Origin of the sequence: Porphyromonas crevioricanis (assembly GCF_900167225.1) — a bacterium.
In the GTDB taxonomy this organism is placed as follows: domain Bacteria; phylum Bacteroidota; class Bacteroidia; order Bacteroidales; family Porphyromonadaceae; genus Porphyromonas; species Porphyromonas crevioricanis.
The window spans coordinates 63,953-81,282 of record NZ_FUXH01000003.1 but is presented as its reverse complement, the minus strand read 5'-3'; the positions used below and the strand labels follow the sequence as shown (position 1 = coordinate 81,282).

Here is a 17,330-nt window from a genome sequence, read left to right as displayed (position 1 = left end):
ATCATCTATGGCCACGATTCGTTCCCTTGTAAAAGACACGGCTGTATACGGTCTTTCCAGTATCGCCGGTCGCTTTCTCAACTGGATGCTGGTGCCTATGTACACCCGCGTCTTGTCTACTACGGCAGAATACGGCATTGTCACCAACCTTTACGCCTGGACAGCCTTGTTGCTGATTATTCTCACCTATGGTATGGAGACAGCCTTTTTCCGTTATATGAACAAGGACGACGATCCTCGCTCAGTCTACTCTACCACACTTTGGAGTCTTGGCTCTACTTCTTCTCTCTTTGTACTGGTAGGGCTACTTTTCATCGGGCCTATCAGTACAGCTTTGGGGTATCCGGATAGGTGGGATTGTGTGGCAATGTTGATAGTGATAGTCGCCATGGATGCCTTCATGGCTATTCCTTTTGCTTATTTGCGCTATGCCAATAGACCATGGCGTTTTGCCGCTCTCAAATTCACATTTATTGGCCTAAATATCGGCCTGAATCTTTTCTTCCTGCTGCTTTGCCCTTGGCTGCTGAGGGTTGCGCCCTCCTTGCTTGATTGGTGGTATGAACCCAGTTATCAGGTCGGATATATTTTCGTGTCTAATCTGATAGCCTCCGGCATTGTTTTACTGTTGAGCTTGCCTTACTGTCGTACGGGTTTCGCTTTTCGGAAAGACTTGTTGCGGCGTATGCTGGGTTATGCTTTCCCCATACTACTCTTGGGGATAGCCGGCAATTTCAATAAGGTGGCAGACAAGATACTCTTCCCTCTCATTCTTACCAATCGAGCTGAGGCGGATGCTCAGTTGGGGATCTATGGAGCCTGTTTCAAAATAGCCGTGGTGATGGTGATGTGTACACAGGCGTTTCGCTACGCTTATGAGCCTTTTATCTTCAACAAGAAGAAGGGTGAAGACGAGCGTGAGCGCAAGGCCTATGCCGAAGTCATGAAGTACTACATCATCTTTACCCTCTTTGTCTTTCTGGGTGTGACCGCCTATATGGACTTGCTGAAAAATTTCGTGGCACAGAGCTATCACGGAGGGCTTGCCGTGGTGCCATGGGTAATGATCGGGGAGATCTTTTTTGGTATCTATTTCAATATCTCTACTTGGTACAAAGTCACAGACCGTACCTACTGGGGAGCTATCTTTTCTCTGCTGGGGTGTCTGATTACGGTATTGATTATCGTGTGGGGAGTACCCCGATATGGTTTTATGGCTTGTGCCTGGGCTTCGGTAGTGAGCAATGGAACAATGATGCTGGCGAGCTATGCGGTAGGTAGGCATTACTATAGAGTGCCGTATCAATTGGGTAATGCCGGTCTGTACGCCCTTCTGTCCATTGCTTTTTTCTCTGCAATGCAGGGGATCGAATATGTCTTTTCGTACAGACCTGTGTGGGCAATGCTTTTGAATACGATATTCCTACTGCTTTTTTTGCTCGTTTTTGTATACCGAGATTTGGACCCAAGTTTACTCCCTTCTCGTTTGAGTCGTAGTTTGCCTCGTTTCAATAATAGAAAGAGATAGAGATGTCTCGGAAGTGGTTCGCACAGCATAGCATAGCCAGAGACAGCCTCAAACTCATTTTCTCGGGAGGGCTGGTGCAAGTAGTCTCTTTGCTGTTACTCATGATTGTGGGGCGACAGTATAGTCAAGTACAGTTGGGCACTCTGGGACTTTTCCTTAGCTGGGGTGGCTTTCTATCTATTATCGCAGGAGGGAGATACGAACATGCTATCGTAGTGGCAGATGGAGATCGAGATGCCTCTCTTCTTTTTCGTTTGAGTCTGCTACTCAATATTTCTTCTTACCTTTTGTTGCTGTTGCCGGCTTTTATACTCAATATGTTCATTGGACATACCTCTTACCGGGAGCTTCACTCTTATCTTCTTCTGATCCCATTGTTTGTTTTGCTGCAGTCTTTGTACAACAGTTATTCGATGTACAGATTGCGGCTTAAGTCTTATACACGCCTTTCTCTGGCTCAGGCTACTTTGGGGCTTGGTAATAGCTTTGGGAAAGTCTTCTTTGGTTGGCTCTCTCCCTCTGTGTGGGGGCTTCTTGCTGCTTCTTTGGGCTCTTTGTTGCTTGGCTTGCTGTCTCTCAGGGGCAGAGGCAAGGGAGTGGATCTTTCGCTTCGGGACAAATGGGCAGATCTCAAATGCGTGGCTCGCAAGTTTTGCAAGTTTCCCCGCTATGGGATCATCCAGGGAGGTATCGATACGCTGTTGGGATCTCTGTTGTTGATGCTGATGCCCTTATCTTTCTCTTTTACAGAGGTCGGTATTGTTACTATGGCTGTGATGCTGGCACGCAGACCACTCCAGATTGTGGGGGATAATTTGAGCCGTGTCTATTTCCAGCACTTGTCGTCCGAAGTGTCGCAAGGATCGTCTATCAAAGACAGGGTGAAGGAGCTACTCGGCAGATGGTTTGTAGTCGCATTGCCAAGTGCCTTTTTGCTTTCGCTGATATTGGAGCCGATGGTGGTATGGCTTGTCGGAGACAAATGGGCTCTCTCTGCCTACGTGATCTGCTGGATGCTGCCTATGCTGATCTTCAATTTCCCGGCTTCGGTGTTAAATGTCTTACCGGATATTTTTGGCCGTCAGCGATTGAATATGTACGCACAGCTCTTGATGTTGTGTTTTGAGTTGTTAGTTCTCTTGGTTGGTCTCTCCTTCTTTGATTTTCATTCCTTTGTTCCTTTCTATTTTCTTTGCATGGCTGTGGAACAACTGCTCTATCTCCTTGTCCTGCTGAGACTGGTCTACCGATATGAAGCTCTTCTATAAACGACAGTTGCAGACCGAAGATTGGGTCGAGGGCGTTGCTTTCGATACTAAGGATTGCCTACTCAGAGGGCAAACTCTGAGCAAGCACTTCTCCTCTTTTTGCGATCTCGAAGGGTTTGCCGAGTGTTGTAATCGGCTCAATGGTTCTTGGCGAGCCGTTTTGAACCGTCCTTGTGGAGTTTATTTGGCTGTAGATCATAGGACAACCTATTCTCTTTATTATCGTCTGGTAGGCGGAGAGTTGTTTGTCAGCGATAATGGTTTCGATTTGCTTCTACCGCAGGAGACCACTGTTTGTCCCGACTGGGAGGAAGAAGTTTTCTTCTCTCGCTGGGGATTTACTTCTTTCTCCAATACGCTCCATCCGCACATCAAGCGAGTGGAGGCTGGCTGTGCTGTTTGTATCTCTTCTTCCGGAGAGGAATTCGTGTCTCGCTACGATACGGGATTTTGTCTTTTGCCGGAGAAGAAGTTGTTGGACTACAATTCGGCCAAGAGAGAGGTCGCCCAAGCCATCGACAAGGCAATGGAGCGAATGTGCCGGGTTGTGGAAGGAGAACATTTGCTTCTGCCATTGACAGGAGGGCGAGACTCCAGAATGATAGCCGTTGCTCTGAAGCTGAACGGAATACAAGAGGTCGAGTGTTTTTCCTATGGTCGTGACTGCAGTATCCCCGATGCAGTCAAAGCTGGAGTTGTAGCACGTCGATTAGGCTTCCCGCACCGTTTCCTCTCCAGTCTGCCACCCGAATATGGAGAAAGCTCTTACACCGAAGATCCTGAAGCAATGCGTTTCTTACGCTATGTAAGTGGCTTGGGTTCGGGCTATTTCTTTGCCGAGTATTATCCGGCTCTTCTCCTGTCTCAAGAGAATGAAGGTAGGTTGCCTACCGTTTTGCCCGGTCATAATGGCGATATATTGGGGGGGGACAATCTTTTTTATTCGATATTCTTGCGAGCAGCAAACAAAGCAGAGTTCATACGTTTCCTATCTCGTCACGAAAGTGGCAACCGCCTACTAAGCAGACAGGAAAACCGCCTTTTGCTGTCACGTTTGGAATCTATAATTGCTACCTATCCGGAGGGCCTTGACACAGTCGAGTATTTTGAAATGTTCCGAAATAGAGAGATTGCCGCAAAATACTATATCAACTCTTCCCGATCTTGGCAGTATTTTGGTTTCCCGGTCTGGATGCCCTTTCTTGATCGTGACCTGATCAATTTGATGCATAGTCTTCCCCTTGAATACAGGTGGTGCAAACGTCTATACGAAGAAGTGACAGATGAGTATTTTCGTCGCTGTGATGTCTCCCTGCCTTCGGATACACGTTCTCTGGAGCTGTTCAATCGCTTTGAAGCCAGACTGAAGCGGCGCATACGCCCTTTTCTGTCCTCTTGGTTGCTTAGGCGCAACCGATTATGGAAAGGTGATTGTATCGGATTCGATCTCTTGATGAAGGGGCGTATCTTGGAGCAGGTGAAAGCCGAGACTCACTATAGACCCACAACGGCCAACGGATTGTCCTTTGCCTGGTGGCTCTTGAGTTTGCAGAACGGCCGGGCTCTACTGTGAGATAGAAGAATCCCAGACCTCTAAATGAAGATTTTGGAATGAAAGCAGTGAAAGATCATTTCCCCGAGCGATTGCAGTACGCAGTATCACTTTTTTTCCCCTTTTTGCTTGTCAGTTTGCTGTGGCTCACTTCTCTGGCTTTGCAGGCAGCCCCGAAGTATAATCCACCGTTGTTTCGTTTGGATAGTTTGCTGTACGAATTCAGCCGACAGGGAGGGGGAGGCCATGAGATTTCACCCGAGTTGCAGCAACATAGACATGTAGTGGAGCTTATCGGCAGAGGAGTCTTGGGGATAGGCGAGAAGATAGACAGTGCAGGCTTGTTCCCCGCTGTGGGTGAGCGTTATGCTCACCCGGCATTGCTCCGTTTGGCTGAAGATGTGCAGAGAGTCTATACCCGCGAGCAACTGACGCTCGTACACAAGGAGATTGTGTCGGCCATGAGACGATTGCATAAGATACGTCCGCAAATGCCTTTGCCGGAAGTGCTGTATACCCATGTTTCCGGCTTTCATCAGCGAATAGTAGTAGCGGAGGGTTTTCTCTCAGTAGCTCTGGACTTCTATTTAGGCAAAAACTATTCGCTCTACCGGACTTATTTTTCTCCTTGGCAACAGGGACGCTCCGATATTGAGCATGTAGCAGTGGATGCTGTATTGGGATGGTTGATATCCGAGTATCCTGAGCCACGAGAGCAAGCCCTTAGCTTGAGAGACAAGTTCCTTTATTGGGGAAAGATCTATACCCTGATGCACAAGGCTTTTCCCTGGCGTAGTGAAGCCGAGCTATTTGGTTTTACTCTTTCTGAATGGCAGTGGCTGAAGGAGAATAAGAAACACCTGCTGCGCAACGCCAAAGAGAGAGGAGAGTTCGACTCTACGGCACCTGTCGTGATCGACAAGTATTTTACCGACCTGCCACAAGGGGCTGCTTTACCCAAGGAAGCTCCACGTCTGATTGGTCCGTGGTTGGCCTATAAGTATTACAAAAAGTTGTAGTGGTAGACAGAGATAAAATTGCTTTTTGAGAGCTTTTTTACCTCTCCTCAAAATGCCGATGAATAGGGCGTTCTGGAGGGGTCGAAATTCTCTCCTGAGAGAAATTTTGCTAACACAGGAGCTAGCGATTTTTTTCTCAGGAGAGAATTTTCGCTCTCTCCCCAGACAATTTTATTTTGCTCCTCAATGGTGTTTATTGGCATCAAAAAGAGGAGACACTTAGATCTTTATAAAAGAATGTTCTCGCCTTAATTGTGTGGTGTTTGTGTTAATACTTTCATTGTGCCGATTCATTACATGTCATGCTCCGTGAAAGCCGTGGTAACTGTTTTGTGGTTGTACCTACCGAGAATAAAGTAGATGAACTCCTCGCTCCATGCCACATTGACTACACTGTTGTTGACATTCGGATTTTGAATTCTTATCCGGAATACGTTCCCTTCACTCTCCATATCAGTGTCTTTCCCTGATTGCTGCATTCTGTAAAGTCCGGCAGAAGGCTACTGAAACAGCTTTTTACCGGGGCGTGTAACTGTCTCATTTTGCATTTGTTCTTACCTTTGCTCGGAAAAGCTCTACGATCGGGCTGGGTCTACATTAATATAAGGCATATCAACAATGGAATTAGCTTCTAAATACACACCGCGAGAGGTGGAGGATAAGTGGTATAAGTTTTGGCAAGAGCATCATTTGTTTGGGTCTAAACCGGATACTCGGCCAGCCTTCTCCCTGGTGATCCCTCCCCCCAACGTAACAGGCGTCTTGCACATGGGGCATATGTTGAACAATACCATACAAGATATATTGGTACGCCGGGCTCGGATGAAAGGCTACAATGCCCTGTGGGTACCCGGTACAGATCATGCCTCAATTGCCACGGAAGCCAAGGTCGTGGCCAAGTTGGCTGCACAGGGTATCAAGAAAACCGACTTGACCAGGGAGGAGTTTCTGGAGCATGTATGGGATTGGACACACACGCACGGAGGTATTATTTTGGAGCAACTCAAGCGTCTCGGAGCATCCTGCGATTGGAGCCGTACTGCTTTTACTATGGATGAGGAGCGTTCACAATCGGTAATAGACGTTTTTGTAGACCTCTACCGCAAGGGACTCATATATAGAGGTGTTCGTGTGGTGAATTGGGATCCGCAAGCCCTTACGGCTCTGAGCGACGAAGAGGTTGTCTACAAAGAGACACATGGCAAACTCTACTACCTGCGTTATCATTTGCAAGATGATCCTCAGAAATACATTGTGGTGGCTACTACCAGACCGGAAACGATCATGGGCGATACGGCTGTGTGTATCAACCCGACCGATGAGCGATACGGTTGGTTGAAAGGCAAAGAAGTCATTGTCCCAGGGCAAGGGAGAGCTGTGCCCATTATCGAGGATGAATATGTAGATATTAGCTTCGGGACGGGTTGTCTCAAGGTTACGCCAGCCCATGATATCAATGACTACAACCTTGGACAAAAACACCGGCTGGCATCTATAGACATATTCAATGACAATGGCACCCTCAACGAATACGGAGGTAAGTATGCAGGGATGGATCGCTTTGCCGTGCGCCGGCAGATCGTGGAAGATCTGCAAGCGGAGGGCTTGGTGGAGAAAGTAGAGGATTACACTAATAAGGTAGGGTACAGCGAACGTACCGATGTGGCTATAGAACCCAAGCTCTCCATGCAATGGTTTCTCTCTATGCAAAAAATGGCTGTCCCTGCTTTGGAGGCTGTCATGAGCGATAAGATACAGCTGCATCCGGCAAAGTTCAAAAACACCTATCGCCACTGGATGGAGAATATCAAGGATTGGTGTATCAGTCGACAGCTATGGTGGGGACATCGTATCCCAGCCTATTATTTGCCGGACGGTAGCTTTGTTGTGGCTGCCACGGCAGAGGAAGCTCTGGAGTTGGCTCGCCGTGAGCAAGGAAAGGCCGATTTGCAGATCTCTGACTTGAGACAGGAAGAAGACAGTCTCGACACATGGTTTTCTTCGTGGCTTTGGCCAATATCCGTTTTCGGACATGTCCCCGGCGAACCCAATGAAGAGTTGCGCTACTACTATCCTACCTCTTGTTTGGTAACAGGCCCGGATATACTCTTCTTCTGGGTTGCTCGCATGATCATGGCCGGATACGAATACATGGGGGATATGCCTTTCAGACACGTATATCTTACGGGCATTGTGCGGGATGATAAGGGACGTAAGATGTCCAAAACTTTGGGCAACTCCCCCGATCCTCTGGATTTGATAGACAAGTATGGAGCGGATGGCGTCCGCATGGGAATGATGATGGCAGCTCCGGCCGGTAATGATATTTTCTTCGATGAGGCTCTTTGTGAACAGGGACGAAACTTTTGCAATAAGATTTGGAATGCTTTCCGTCTGGTTTCTCTTTGGCAATCATCGGATGAGACACCGAGGCCCGAATATGCTTTACTGGGCTGCCGTTGGATGCGGATGCGTATCGATGCAGTGAAAATAGAGTTGGAAGACCTGTTTGCCAAGTACCGATTGAGTGAGGCTTTGACCCTGCTGTACAAGCTGTTTTGGGATGACTTCTCCGGTCGTTTCCTGGAGATTGTGAAGCCGGCGTACGGTAGTCCGATCGACTCGGCTACATTGGCCGAAACAAAAGTTTTCTTTGTAGAACTTCTGGAGTTGCTCCATCCATTTATGCCTTTCATTACCGAGGAAGTGTGGCAGCATTTGAATTCCGAAGGCAATACCTCGGCAAAAGAAATTAGCATTATGAAGGCCGTGATCGCAGATCCAATCGAGCCGGACGAAGCCTTTTTGGTTTCCTTCGCCCATATGCTGGAGGTTGTAGCTGGCATACGCTCTGTGAGACTTGGCAAGAATATCCCCCCAAAAGAATTATTGGTATTGGAGGTCGAGCCTGCACACGACAGCTGTTTGGATAGTATTGTCGCTAAGCTCGCTAATCTATCGGAAATACGTCCGATGGAGCATCCTTCGGAGGGAGCTGTGAGTTTTCTGGTCGGTACGTTGAATTACGCTTTGCCCATCACCAAGTCTGTGGATGTAGAGGGTGAGCTGGCTAAGCTCCAAGCCGACTTGGAATATCAACAAAAATTCCTTTCTTCGGTGATGAAGAAGCTGAGCAATGAGCGATTTGTGCAGAATGCCCCTGCGGCAGTCGTGGAGTTGGAGAACAAGAAAAAGGCCGATGCAGAAGCCCGTATTCGCACGATAGAGCAAAGCATACAGGCACTGAAAAATATCTAAAAGGCAGAAATAAGCATGGAACAAGGAAAAGAAATCTCTATCATCAAGGATCTTTTTAGGCAAATCCCCAGTATGCTGGAGAGCAAGCAGTCAGCCTTGGTGCTGCACGACCTCTTCTTGCAGGTGGATCGTGCCACTGGGGAGTTGCAAGTGTATGGCGATGGCGACAGCCTCTTGGCCTCAAAGGTGATTTTCAGCTGGATCGAGGAAGGAGCTACTGAACCGGATGAGCGGATTATAGGCCAACTTAGAGGTATTGTGCAGGATTTGCAGCAGGAGGAGTATTTTGAACAATCTTGTTTCGATCAGCCTTTCTCGGTGCAGTTGGTCCATGATGATTTTAGTTTGATAGAGGAGCTTCTTTTCATAGATGGTGCTATCGTACGTATAGATGACCCCTTGCTCAAGGGCTATAGTGAAGAGCTGGACAAGTTTATATCAGAATTGCTTGCAGATTAGAATATAGTTAATACCTTTGCAACCGCCTTGCAGGGAGGGTACCTTTTGTGCCCCTTTTTGTGGGTGGCTGCCGAAATAGCTCAGTTGGTAGAGCAATTCATTCGTAATGAATAGGTCGCCGGTTCGAGTCCGGCTTTCGGCTCTTGGCTAAAAGATTGTTGTTAATGTGTTTGGCTGCGTCGTTCGGGCTTTTTCTCCTGACGGCGCAGTTTTTTATCAATAAAAACAGAGGAAGGAAGAGGTGCGGATAGTCTTCTTTGCGAGATTTCGCAGAAAGCAATAACCATGCGAAACCTTTGAGACTTAGAGGGCGGAGAGTATGTACTTAAGGTATATGAACAAACCGGAAGATGGAGTAGCGACTATGCTACACCATGATAATAGTTCCTTTCATTTAGAGGGGTATATTGCTGCCCGTTAAGGAGAATTTATTCTCTTGATTGTGTGTACATTCGCAGGACTTCATTCTTGTTGTAGGATATACAGATGCGTAGAAAAAACTATATGCTCCGCCTTTGGCTTCTCTTGTTGGTAGTAGCCTTAGCCACTGTAGCGTTGTATTTCCTTCCCGAGCAAGTCGGCTCATGGCAAATCAAAAAGGTTGATTTATTGTCCGACTTACGAGTCGAGGATGATAGCAGTCAAACTGAATTGGCTCGGCAGAGTATGCTTTCTGCAGATTTCATGGAGAGACGCAGAAAGCAGTCCGAACGTCAACCGCAGGAAGAAGCCGGCTTTCCGGTTCGAGACAGTTTGGCGATGAGAGATTCTGTTTATCAGCATCTGCGGAAGCAAAATCCGTCGGATTCTACCCTGGCTTTGTTTGAGGATTACAGCCCTTCGCATACGGGGCTTAAGAGACTCTTCTCCTCACTCAGATCCGGTAGCTCTTTGGGCAGACCTGTACGTATAGCTGTGCTTGGGGATTCTTTCATTGAGGGAGACATATTTACAGCTCATTTGAGGAAGATGCTCCAGCGCAAATACGGAGGAGGAGGAGTTGGCTGGATGCCTATTACAAGTCAGGTAGCTGGTTTTAGGAGTACTATCTCCCACCAGTTCTCCGGCTGGAAAACGATGAATATGCTCCATTCCAAGGGAAAGCACAATTTATCCGGATATTACTTTTTGCCACAGCAAGGAGGATCTTCCGTGAGCTACAAATTGCCGGGTGATAGCTCTTCTATCCATATGGCTACCCGTATTTCTTTGTATTATCAGGCAGAGAGAGGCTCTACTGTTTCTCTCAAAACTGTAGGGGATAGTACAGTTGTAGTCGATCTGCGCCCCACCGAAGGAGGAGTAGGTGAATACCGTTGGCAGGGGAACACCAAACGTGTACGCCTCTCGGTGCCGGCCTCCGATGGCTTGAGTATTTTGGGAATGAGTTTAGAGCATTCCGATGGGATCAGCGTAGATAACTTCTCCCTCAGAGGAAATAGCGGTTTGGCTTTAAGTAAAATAGATGTTGCTACTTCATCTTCTCTTTGTTCTCTCAGACCTTATGACCTGATTGTGCTGCAATATGGTCTTAACGTAGCTAATGCCAAACAGCTCAATTACGACAATTATTACAAGCAGATGCTCTCTGTTGTAGCACATCTGAGGAAATGTTTTCCCGGATCCGACATTATGCTCATGGGGGTATCGGATAGGGCACAGAGGAGTACCGAGGGTTTTGTGACAATGCCTGCCATTCATCGTTTGCTCGCAGCCCAACGGCGTATCGCCATGGACAGCGGTATTGTATTCTGGAATACCTTTTTGGCAATGGGAGGGGATGGCAGTATGGTACGCATGGTTGCGCAGGGGCAGGCTGCCAAAGATTATACGCATATCAGTTTTGCCGGAGGCAAGAAGATTGCTGAAGCTTTTGTACGTGCGTTTGAACTGGAGAAGAAATACTATGATGCTATCGAATAGATGGAAACTTATCATCTCTTGTCTTCTTGTAGGGCTTCTTGCCCTACCGGAGTGTTGGCTTCGTTTGTGGGCCGGCAGATCCGAGGCTGCTATGCTGTCTGATGATACGACCACAAGACTCGATATAGGAGCTTCTCGTAATCAAGCCTTTGTGTTGGTACATATAGGAGATAGTCATGTGCAGGCCGGGCATATGAGTGGGCTCTTACGCAAAGAGTTGCAACAACGCTTCGGATCGGCAGGACGTGGGTGGATTAGCCCTTACAAATTGTATGGGAGCAATCAGCCAACCGATTACAGTGTGCAGGCTAGCCCGTCTCGTTGGCACTACAAACTCATTACACAGCAGAACAGAACTCCACAGGCCGTGGGACCATCCGGTATTTTACTGCGTCCTGCTGCCCAAAACTTCAATCTCTCTCTGTCTCTGAAAAATACGGAGCAGTTCGATCGAGTATATGTGCATCGGAGTTATCATGCGACTCCTCTCAAACCGGGAAGCAATACCGGCTATACCCTGCTGCCATCCCAGCAACGGAGCGATATGGTTGTAGATACGCTGCTCTTGGACATCCCGACTTCTTCTCTGCGTCTCATCCCCAACTCCACAGTGGTCTTTGGAGAGGATACCGGCTACAGTGGCTTTGTCTTGGAGCTGACAGAGACCAAGAAAAGGAAAATCTTTTACCACGAAATTGGGCTTAATGGAGCTGTGATGGATCAGTATGCCAGTGATGTGTATATGCAAGGGCTCGCCTCTCTTAGGCCAAACATCGTACTCGTTTCTTTGGGAACCAATGAGTGTACAGGGCGAAATTTCAACGAGGAGGTTTACTTATCCTCTTTAGATCGCTTAGTCACACTATTGCAGGAGTATTGTCCTCAGGCTCAAATTGTATTCACAACTCCTCCTCCTTTCTTCCGGACGACTCGGCTCAAGGCTGGTAGTAAGAGAGTGCGTCGAGGTCGTGGTAAGAAGGCTCGCTATCGCCGTGTGCCGGTCTACCGCACTCAAGTAGAGCCTAATGACAATACTCTCAAAGCGGCCAAAGCTATGCGCAGCTATTGTCAGGAGCGTGGCATCGTGTGCATTGATCTGCATGAAATGATGGGAGGAAATGATGGGGCTTTGCGCTGGACCGAAGAAGGTTTGTATGGAGCTGACAAGGTGCACTTTACCGTTGAGGGTTATCAGCGTCAGGGGCGTTTGATACTCAAGGAGCTTGAGCCTGTTGTAGAAAAGGCCATGCAGGGCAAGAACAAGAGCCTATCCGAGAAGGATTGAAAGCTCTCTTTCTTCTCTCTCTCTCTCTCTCTCTTGGGGCCAATAGCTCAACTGCGCACGGCAGCTCCCCACATCAATTTTTTGCGCAAGGTGTCGGCAAAGGAGTGGTTGGCAACTTTCATCAGGCGGATACTATAGTCTGCTTTTCGTATGCGTATTGGCTCTCCACAGTCGAAAGGGGAAGCTTTGCCGTCCAAAGAGAGTAGGAAACTGTCGCTGCGAGAGCTCACCGTCATGGATATGATTGTGTTGTCCGGTACTACCAGTGGACGCATATTTAGTGTATGCGGAGCAATGGGGGAGAGAACAAAATCTTGAGAGTGAGGCATGATAAGAGGACCATTGACAGAGAGAGAATAGGCTGTAGATCCGGTTGGTGTGGCTATGATCAAGCCATCGGCATCGTAGGCTGCCAGATAGTCATCCCCGAGATAGGTGTCAATGGTAATGATAGAGCCGGTTTCCCGTTTCATGATAGCAGCTTCGTTGAGGGCATGGCCGATGTAATGGTCTCCTACCTCGATCTGCAAAATGGAGCGGCTCTCCAACTCAAATATACCTTCTACTAGTTTATCAATAAGCCCAATAGCTTCTGAGCAGTCGGCATCAGTTAGGAAACCCAGCCTGCCGGAGTTGATCCCCCAGATAGGTATTTCTGTAGCTCCGATATAACGGGCCGCTCTTAGGAATGTGCCGTCTCCTCCTATGGATACCACATAGTTGGCTGTAGGAAGTGTCTCTTCGTCCAAGATATTGCATTCTATTTTGAGCCCCAGACTACGACGGATGAAGCCATAGAACTGTCTCTCCACACTGAGTTTGGCTATTTGGGACAGTTGACAGATGAAGTGTACGATGTTTTCTGCCTGATCTACTTTATGTTGGCTCCCAAAAACTGCTATTTCCATAAGGCCTATACCAACTGTTTTATCTTGTATCGATAATAAACTACCTTTGCGACAAGCAAATATATATCAAACCGATGACAAGACTGAGTGTAAACGTCAATAAAATAGCTACACTGCGTAATGCCAGGGGAGGGGATGTCCCCAATGTGTTACAAGTCGCGCTCGATTGCGAGCGGTTCGGAGCGGAGGGAATCACGGTACACCCCAGACCGGACGAGAGACATATTCGTTATAGCGATGTGTTGGAGCTGAATGAACATCTTACTACCGAATTTAATATCGAGGGAAATCCTGATGATCGTTTTATCAAGTTGATAGAGAGAGCACACCCCACGCAGGTAACTCTGGTGCCCGATGCACCCGGAGTGCTGACAAGTAATGCCGGTTGGGATGTGGAGAAACATTTCGATCACCTGAAATCTTTGATTGATCATTTTCATGGCTTAGGGGTACGTACATCAATCTTTGTGGGCACTTCTTTGCCTACAATCTCTGCAGCCAGAGAGACCGGTACGGATCGCATCGAGCTATATACGGAGCCATATGCTTCGGCCTATCATCAAGACAGAGACACTGCTGTGGCTCCTTTTGTGCAGGCCGCAGCCCATGCTCACAAATTGGGGTTGGCTGTCAATGCCGGTCACGATTTGAATTTGGATAATCTTGCCTTCTTTGCCCAATCCCTCGGGCAGCTCGAAGAGGTCTCCATAGGGCATGCTTTGATAGCCGATGCCCTCTACATGGGGCTGGAGAGGACAATTGCTGCTTATCTAAGCTGCCTGAAAGCGAAAGCCTAAGGCATATCCCCTTCCTTGTTTGCCATTTAAGAAAATTATATCACCTAAACGCAGAATATACGGCATATGATACCATTGCTTCAAATAGAAAACCCGGTAACAGATACCATTGTACGTACAATTTCCTCTCCTGCCACAGCAGAACCCGTATCGCCTCCCTCTTTCTGGGAGTTGGCTCAATATGGAGGTCCCATTATATATATCCTGCTTGCGCTGTCTGTAATAGCCATTTATCTCTTTGTTCGTAAGTTGCTGCAGATACATGCTGCCGGTAAGGAGGGAGATGCCTTTATGGAACGTATAAAGGACTACCTCCACGATGGGAAGTTAGACTCCGCTATTAACCTTTGCCAGAGTACGAATACTCCTTCTGCGCGTATGATCGAGAAGGGATTGAGCCGACTGGGGCGTCCGATGAACGATATTCTCGTTGCGATAGAGAATGTCGGGAACATCGAGGTTGGTAAGTTGGAGAACGGAATGCCTGTACTAGCATCGATAGCTGCTGTAGCTCCCATGATAGGCTTTTTGGGTACCGTAACGGGTATGATAGAGTCTTTCTACAATATGTCCAGTGCTGCTGCCGGAGGGGCAGATATAAGCATGTTAGCCGGTGGTATTTACCAAGCTTTGGTCACGACTGTTGGAGGACTTATTGTGGGGATCATTGTCCTTTTTGGCTATAACTATTTAGTTGCCCTCACGGACAAGGTTGTGAACAAAATGGAGACAAAGACTTTGGAGTTTATGGATTTAATCAATGAGCGAGTATGAGTCTGCGCAGACGTTCTGGCAGCAGCCCGTCTTTCAGCATGGCTTCTATGACAGACGTGATCTTCCTGCTGCTTATCTTTTTTATGATTACCTCCACTTTCGTTGTTCCCAACATCATCAAGGTTAATCTACCGGCTTCTGACAAGCAGGCTTCTGCAAGTAAGGAGGTGCTTCGCCTTACCCTCACACCCGACCTGCACTATTTTTTAGCCTACGGTCAGCATCAAGAGGAAGAGATCTTGTTCGAAGATATACCGGCCAAACTGGCCGAATATCAGGCTGTAGATCCGGATGTGTATATGGCAATTTATGCAGATGAATCTGTACCATACAAAGAGGTGATAAAGGTGGTAACGCTGGCTTCGAGAGCCAACGTGCGCATCATGTTGGCAACCAAGGTCGCGGACATTTAGTCGAGGGAGTGTGATTAAGTTGGAACACCATGAAATCCATTGATCGACAGCGAATCGTATCTCTTCTTGTCACGCTGGGGTTGCATGCCTTGGCTTTGGGGGTGCTGATGTTGATACATATTTCCTCCACTCCTCCTCGTACCGAGTTGGTAGAGCTGGTGCTCATCAATTATGGCACAACATCAGAGATGACACAGGGGCAAGAGGAGCCTGCACGAGGGAATGTGCAGGAGAAAGAAACCCCTATGCCACCATCTGCCTCCAAGAATACATCACCTAAGAGCCATCGAAGGGCCAGAGTTAAGCAACCTCCTATCAATACAATGACTCGGAATGAGGCCCCAAAGATTGATGCTGCCGAGGTAGAACGAAGGCGAGCTGCCGAGGAGGCTGAGCGCAGACGTCGAGAGGCTCGCCAAGAAGCCATAAGAGCCCAACAGGCAGAAGAGGCTCGCAAACGAGCCGAACGGCAGATAGGGCAGGATGTAGCAGGAGCTTTTGGACGAGGTCGAAATAAGAGTGAAAGTCAGGGAGCCGATGTTAAGGGAATAGGTAACCAGGGCAGTATACATGGTAGTGGTGACTCCTATGCCCTCAGTGGGCGCACCATTGCTGGCAATGGAGGGCAACCGGTCCGTCCCACCTATGCCAGTGCCATACGAGGAACCATTCGAGTTGGTATAGAAGTGGATGCTTCGGGGGGTGTAGTAAATGCATGGATTGATCCCGCTGGAACGAATATTGCCGATGCAGGGATGCGTTCTTCTGCCAGAGATGCAGCCAGGCGTACACGCTTCAATGCCGTATCGAATGCTCCGAATCAGCGAGGAACTATTACCTATCGTTATGATTTGCGTTGAGATTTGTTCCGAATAGAGGAACCGAGATGCAGAAAGAAAAAGACAAAACCACAAAATACATTTAGCCATGAATCAAGTATTCGTATTCTTAGCCAACGGGTTTGAAGAGATTGAAGCCCTCTCCGTGATCGACATCCTTCGTCGTGCAGAATTGCCCGTATGTACAGTATCTGTACATGCGGATCGTAAGGTGATTGGAGCACATGAAGTTGCTGTTGAGGCCGACACTCTTATCAATGATGTTACTCTCGACGATGCCGCCTGCCTTGTTCTTCCTGGAGGAATGCCAGGAGCTGCCAATCTGATGGATTGTGTAAAATTGAGAGAAGCACTGGTTAGGCAGCATGAAGCAGGTCGTCTCTTGGCTGCAATCTGCGCTGCTCCCATGGTTTTGGGGGCATTGGGTATCTCGAAAGGACGAGAGATGACTTGTTATCCCGGCTTTGAGGAGCGTCTTATAGATGCTCGTATTTCTACACAGGGAGTGGCAGAAGACGGCCATGTCATCACAGGTAAGGGGCCAGCTTTTGCGGCCTCATTTGCTTTGGCTATCGTGAAGCGGTTGGCTGGAGAAGCAAGAGCCAAAGAAGTTGCTTCGGGCATGTTGTTTCAGTAGTCTCTTGTGTACTCCGAAGGGAAAGTATTAAAAGACTTGTATCTTTAGATCGGATCGTATAATTTCGCTCCCCATGGAGATGTCAAATAATTATCACCTCCGCCTCTCAAACAGAAATTAAAAAGTATTTTCCCGATAAGAAGTAAAAAAGGGAGCGTCCTATTGCATTGGTCTTTCCTCCATTCGTGTAGTATTAGGGTCGGCTGATATGAAGGTGGCTTCGCGACTCTCTTAGCTCAATAGTAAAAAGTCTTCGCCGGAGCCGGAAGACACAAATATGACAAAAATTATGAGTTCTGATATGCTCAATGCGTACATCATTTCTGTATCGAAGTATTTACCCTCACATGAAATTCCTTCTTTGAGAAAGCGGTTGGAAGATATGAGTGATTCTCAGATCATTCAACTTCAGGCAGTAGAGATGAAAGACCCTACTACGTTGCTGATTGTATCAATCTTTGCTGGAACCCTCGGTATAGATCGTTTTATGCTCGGACAAGTGGGGCTCGGCGTAGCTAAGCTGCTTACTTTCGGTGGCTGTGGTATTTGGGCTATTATCGATTTGTTCTTGATTACTGATGCTACCCGTGAAGCCAATATGAAGAGAATTCATGAGGCCATAAACTTACTCTAAAGGGTATTCGGGATTTCTGACCACTGGGCTTTGTTT

16 protein-coding genes and 1 tRNA gene are annotated in these 17,330 nt (G+C 47.7%); 15 read left to right on the top strand and 2 right to left on the bottom strand.

All coding sequences use genetic code 11. From position 1 onward, the window contains the following. The first annotated feature begins 7 nt into the window (after positions 1–7). The 4 genes from B5D48_RS02515 to B5D48_RS02500 are packed head-to-tail and all read left to right on the top strand — an operon-like array spanning position 8 to position 5,367. Positions 8–1,528 carry a lipopolysaccharide biosynthesis protein gene (locus B5D48_RS02515; protein ID WP_023936290.1) on the top strand — a complete coding sequence of 507 codons (1,521 nt, stop codon included), beginning with the start codon at positions 8–10 and terminating at the stop codon, positions 1,526–1,528. Between the two features lie 2 nt (positions 1,529–1,530). Next, on the top strand, positions 1,531–2,796 hold the full coding sequence (locus B5D48_RS02510) for a lipopolysaccharide biosynthesis protein (RefSeq protein ID WP_023936291.1): 1,266 nt from the start codon (positions 1,531–1,533) through the stop codon (positions 2,794–2,796). Then, a complete protein-coding gene (locus B5D48_RS02505) occupies positions 2,780–4,369 on the top strand; it encodes an asparagine synthase-related protein (protein WP_023936292.1) in 1,590 nt (529 codons plus the stop codon). Before B5D48_RS02510 ends, B5D48_RS02505 begins: the two co-directional genes overlap by 17 nt. A gap of 38 nt (positions 4,370–4,407) precedes the next feature. Continuing rightward, a complete protein-coding gene (locus tag B5D48_RS02500) occupies positions 4,408–5,367 on the top strand; it encodes a gliding motility protein GldB-related protein (protein ID WP_023936293.1) in 960 nt (319 codons plus the stop codon). A 293-nt stretch (positions 5,368–5,660) separates the two neighbouring features. On the opposite strand, the gene B5D48_RS02495 is transcribed toward B5D48_RS02500, so the two are convergent. Continuing rightward, a complete protein-coding gene (locus B5D48_RS02495; protein ID WP_023936295.1) occupies positions 5,661–5,846 on the bottom strand; it encodes a hypothetical protein in 186 nt (61 codons plus the stop codon). 139 nt (positions 5,847–5,985) lie between these two features. On the opposite strand from B5D48_RS02495, the gene B5D48_RS02490 reads away from it, so the two are divergent. From B5D48_RS02490 to B5D48_RS02475, 5 genes are all read left to right on the top strand, one after another. Beyond that, positions 5,986–8,625 (top strand): valine--tRNA ligase, encoded by a 2,640-nt coding sequence (locus B5D48_RS02490; RefSeq protein ID WP_023936296.1) that lies wholly within the window; start codon positions 5,986–5,988, stop codon positions 8,623–8,625. Between the two features lie 15 nt (positions 8,626–8,640). Then, positions 8,641–9,084 (top strand): hypothetical protein, encoded by a 444-nt coding sequence (locus tag B5D48_RS02485; protein ID WP_023936297.1) that lies wholly within the window; start codon positions 8,641–8,643, stop codon positions 9,082–9,084. A gap of 69 nt (positions 9,085–9,153) precedes the next feature. Then, a tRNA-Thr gene (locus tag B5D48_RS02480) sits at positions 9,154–9,226 on the top strand. A 344-nt stretch (positions 9,227–9,570) separates the two neighbouring features. Next, on the top strand, positions 9,571–11,007 hold the full coding sequence (locus B5D48_RS09090; RefSeq protein WP_042120152.1) for an SGNH/GDSL hydrolase family protein: 1,437 nt from the start codon (positions 9,571–9,573) through the stop codon (positions 11,005–11,007). Continuing rightward, positions 10,991–12,292, top strand: a complete 1,302-nt coding sequence (locus B5D48_RS02475) for a GDSL-type esterase/lipase family protein (RefSeq protein ID WP_036890028.1) — start codon at positions 10,991–10,993, stop codon at positions 12,290–12,292. Before B5D48_RS09090 ends, B5D48_RS02475 begins: the two co-directional genes overlap by 17 nt. Positions 12,293–12,339: 47 nt before the next feature. Here the strand turns inward: B5D48_RS02475 and B5D48_RS02470 are convergent, their stop codons facing one another. Further along, positions 12,340–13,200, bottom strand: coding sequence for an NAD kinase (locus B5D48_RS02470; protein ID WP_023936302.1), 861 nt, complete (start codon positions 13,198–13,200; stop codon positions 12,340–12,342). A 74-nt stretch (positions 13,201–13,274) separates the two neighbouring features. Here B5D48_RS02470 and B5D48_RS02465 point away from each other — a divergent pair, with 74 nt between their 5' ends. From B5D48_RS02465 to B5D48_RS02440, 6 genes are all read left to right on the top strand, one after another. After that, the gene (locus B5D48_RS02465; protein WP_023936304.1) at positions 13,275–13,997 is read left to right on the top strand and encodes a pyridoxine 5'-phosphate synthase; all 723 of its coding nucleotides are present in this window, start codon (positions 13,275–13,277) and stop codon (positions 13,995–13,997) included. Positions 13,998–14,063: 66 nt separating this feature from the next. Next, a complete protein-coding gene (locus B5D48_RS02460) occupies positions 14,064–14,771 on the top strand; it encodes a MotA/TolQ/ExbB proton channel family protein (protein WP_023936306.1) in 708 nt (235 codons plus the stop codon). Next, on the top strand, positions 14,768–15,184 hold the full coding sequence (locus tag B5D48_RS02455) for an ExbD/TolR family protein (RefSeq protein WP_023936307.1): 417 nt from the start codon (positions 14,768–14,770) through the stop codon (positions 15,182–15,184). Before B5D48_RS02460 ends, B5D48_RS02455 begins: the two co-directional genes overlap by 4 nt. A 29-nt stretch (positions 15,185–15,213) precedes the next feature. Next, positions 15,214–16,044, top strand: coding sequence for an energy transducer TonB family protein (locus B5D48_RS02450; protein ID WP_023936309.1), 831 nt, complete (start codon positions 15,214–15,216; stop codon positions 16,042–16,044). A gap of 67 nt (positions 16,045–16,111) precedes the next feature. Further along, positions 16,112–16,660, top strand: a complete 549-nt coding sequence (locus B5D48_RS02445) for a DJ-1 family glyoxalase III (RefSeq protein ID WP_023936311.1) — start codon at positions 16,112–16,114, stop codon at positions 16,658–16,660. Positions 16,661–16,937: 277 nt separating this feature from the next. Next, the gene (locus B5D48_RS02440; RefSeq protein ID WP_231968827.1) at positions 16,938–17,294 is read left to right on the top strand and encodes a TM2 domain-containing protein; all 357 of its coding nucleotides are present in this window, start codon (positions 16,938–16,940) and stop codon (positions 17,292–17,294) included. The last annotated feature ends 36 nt before the right edge of the window (positions 17,295–17,330 follow it).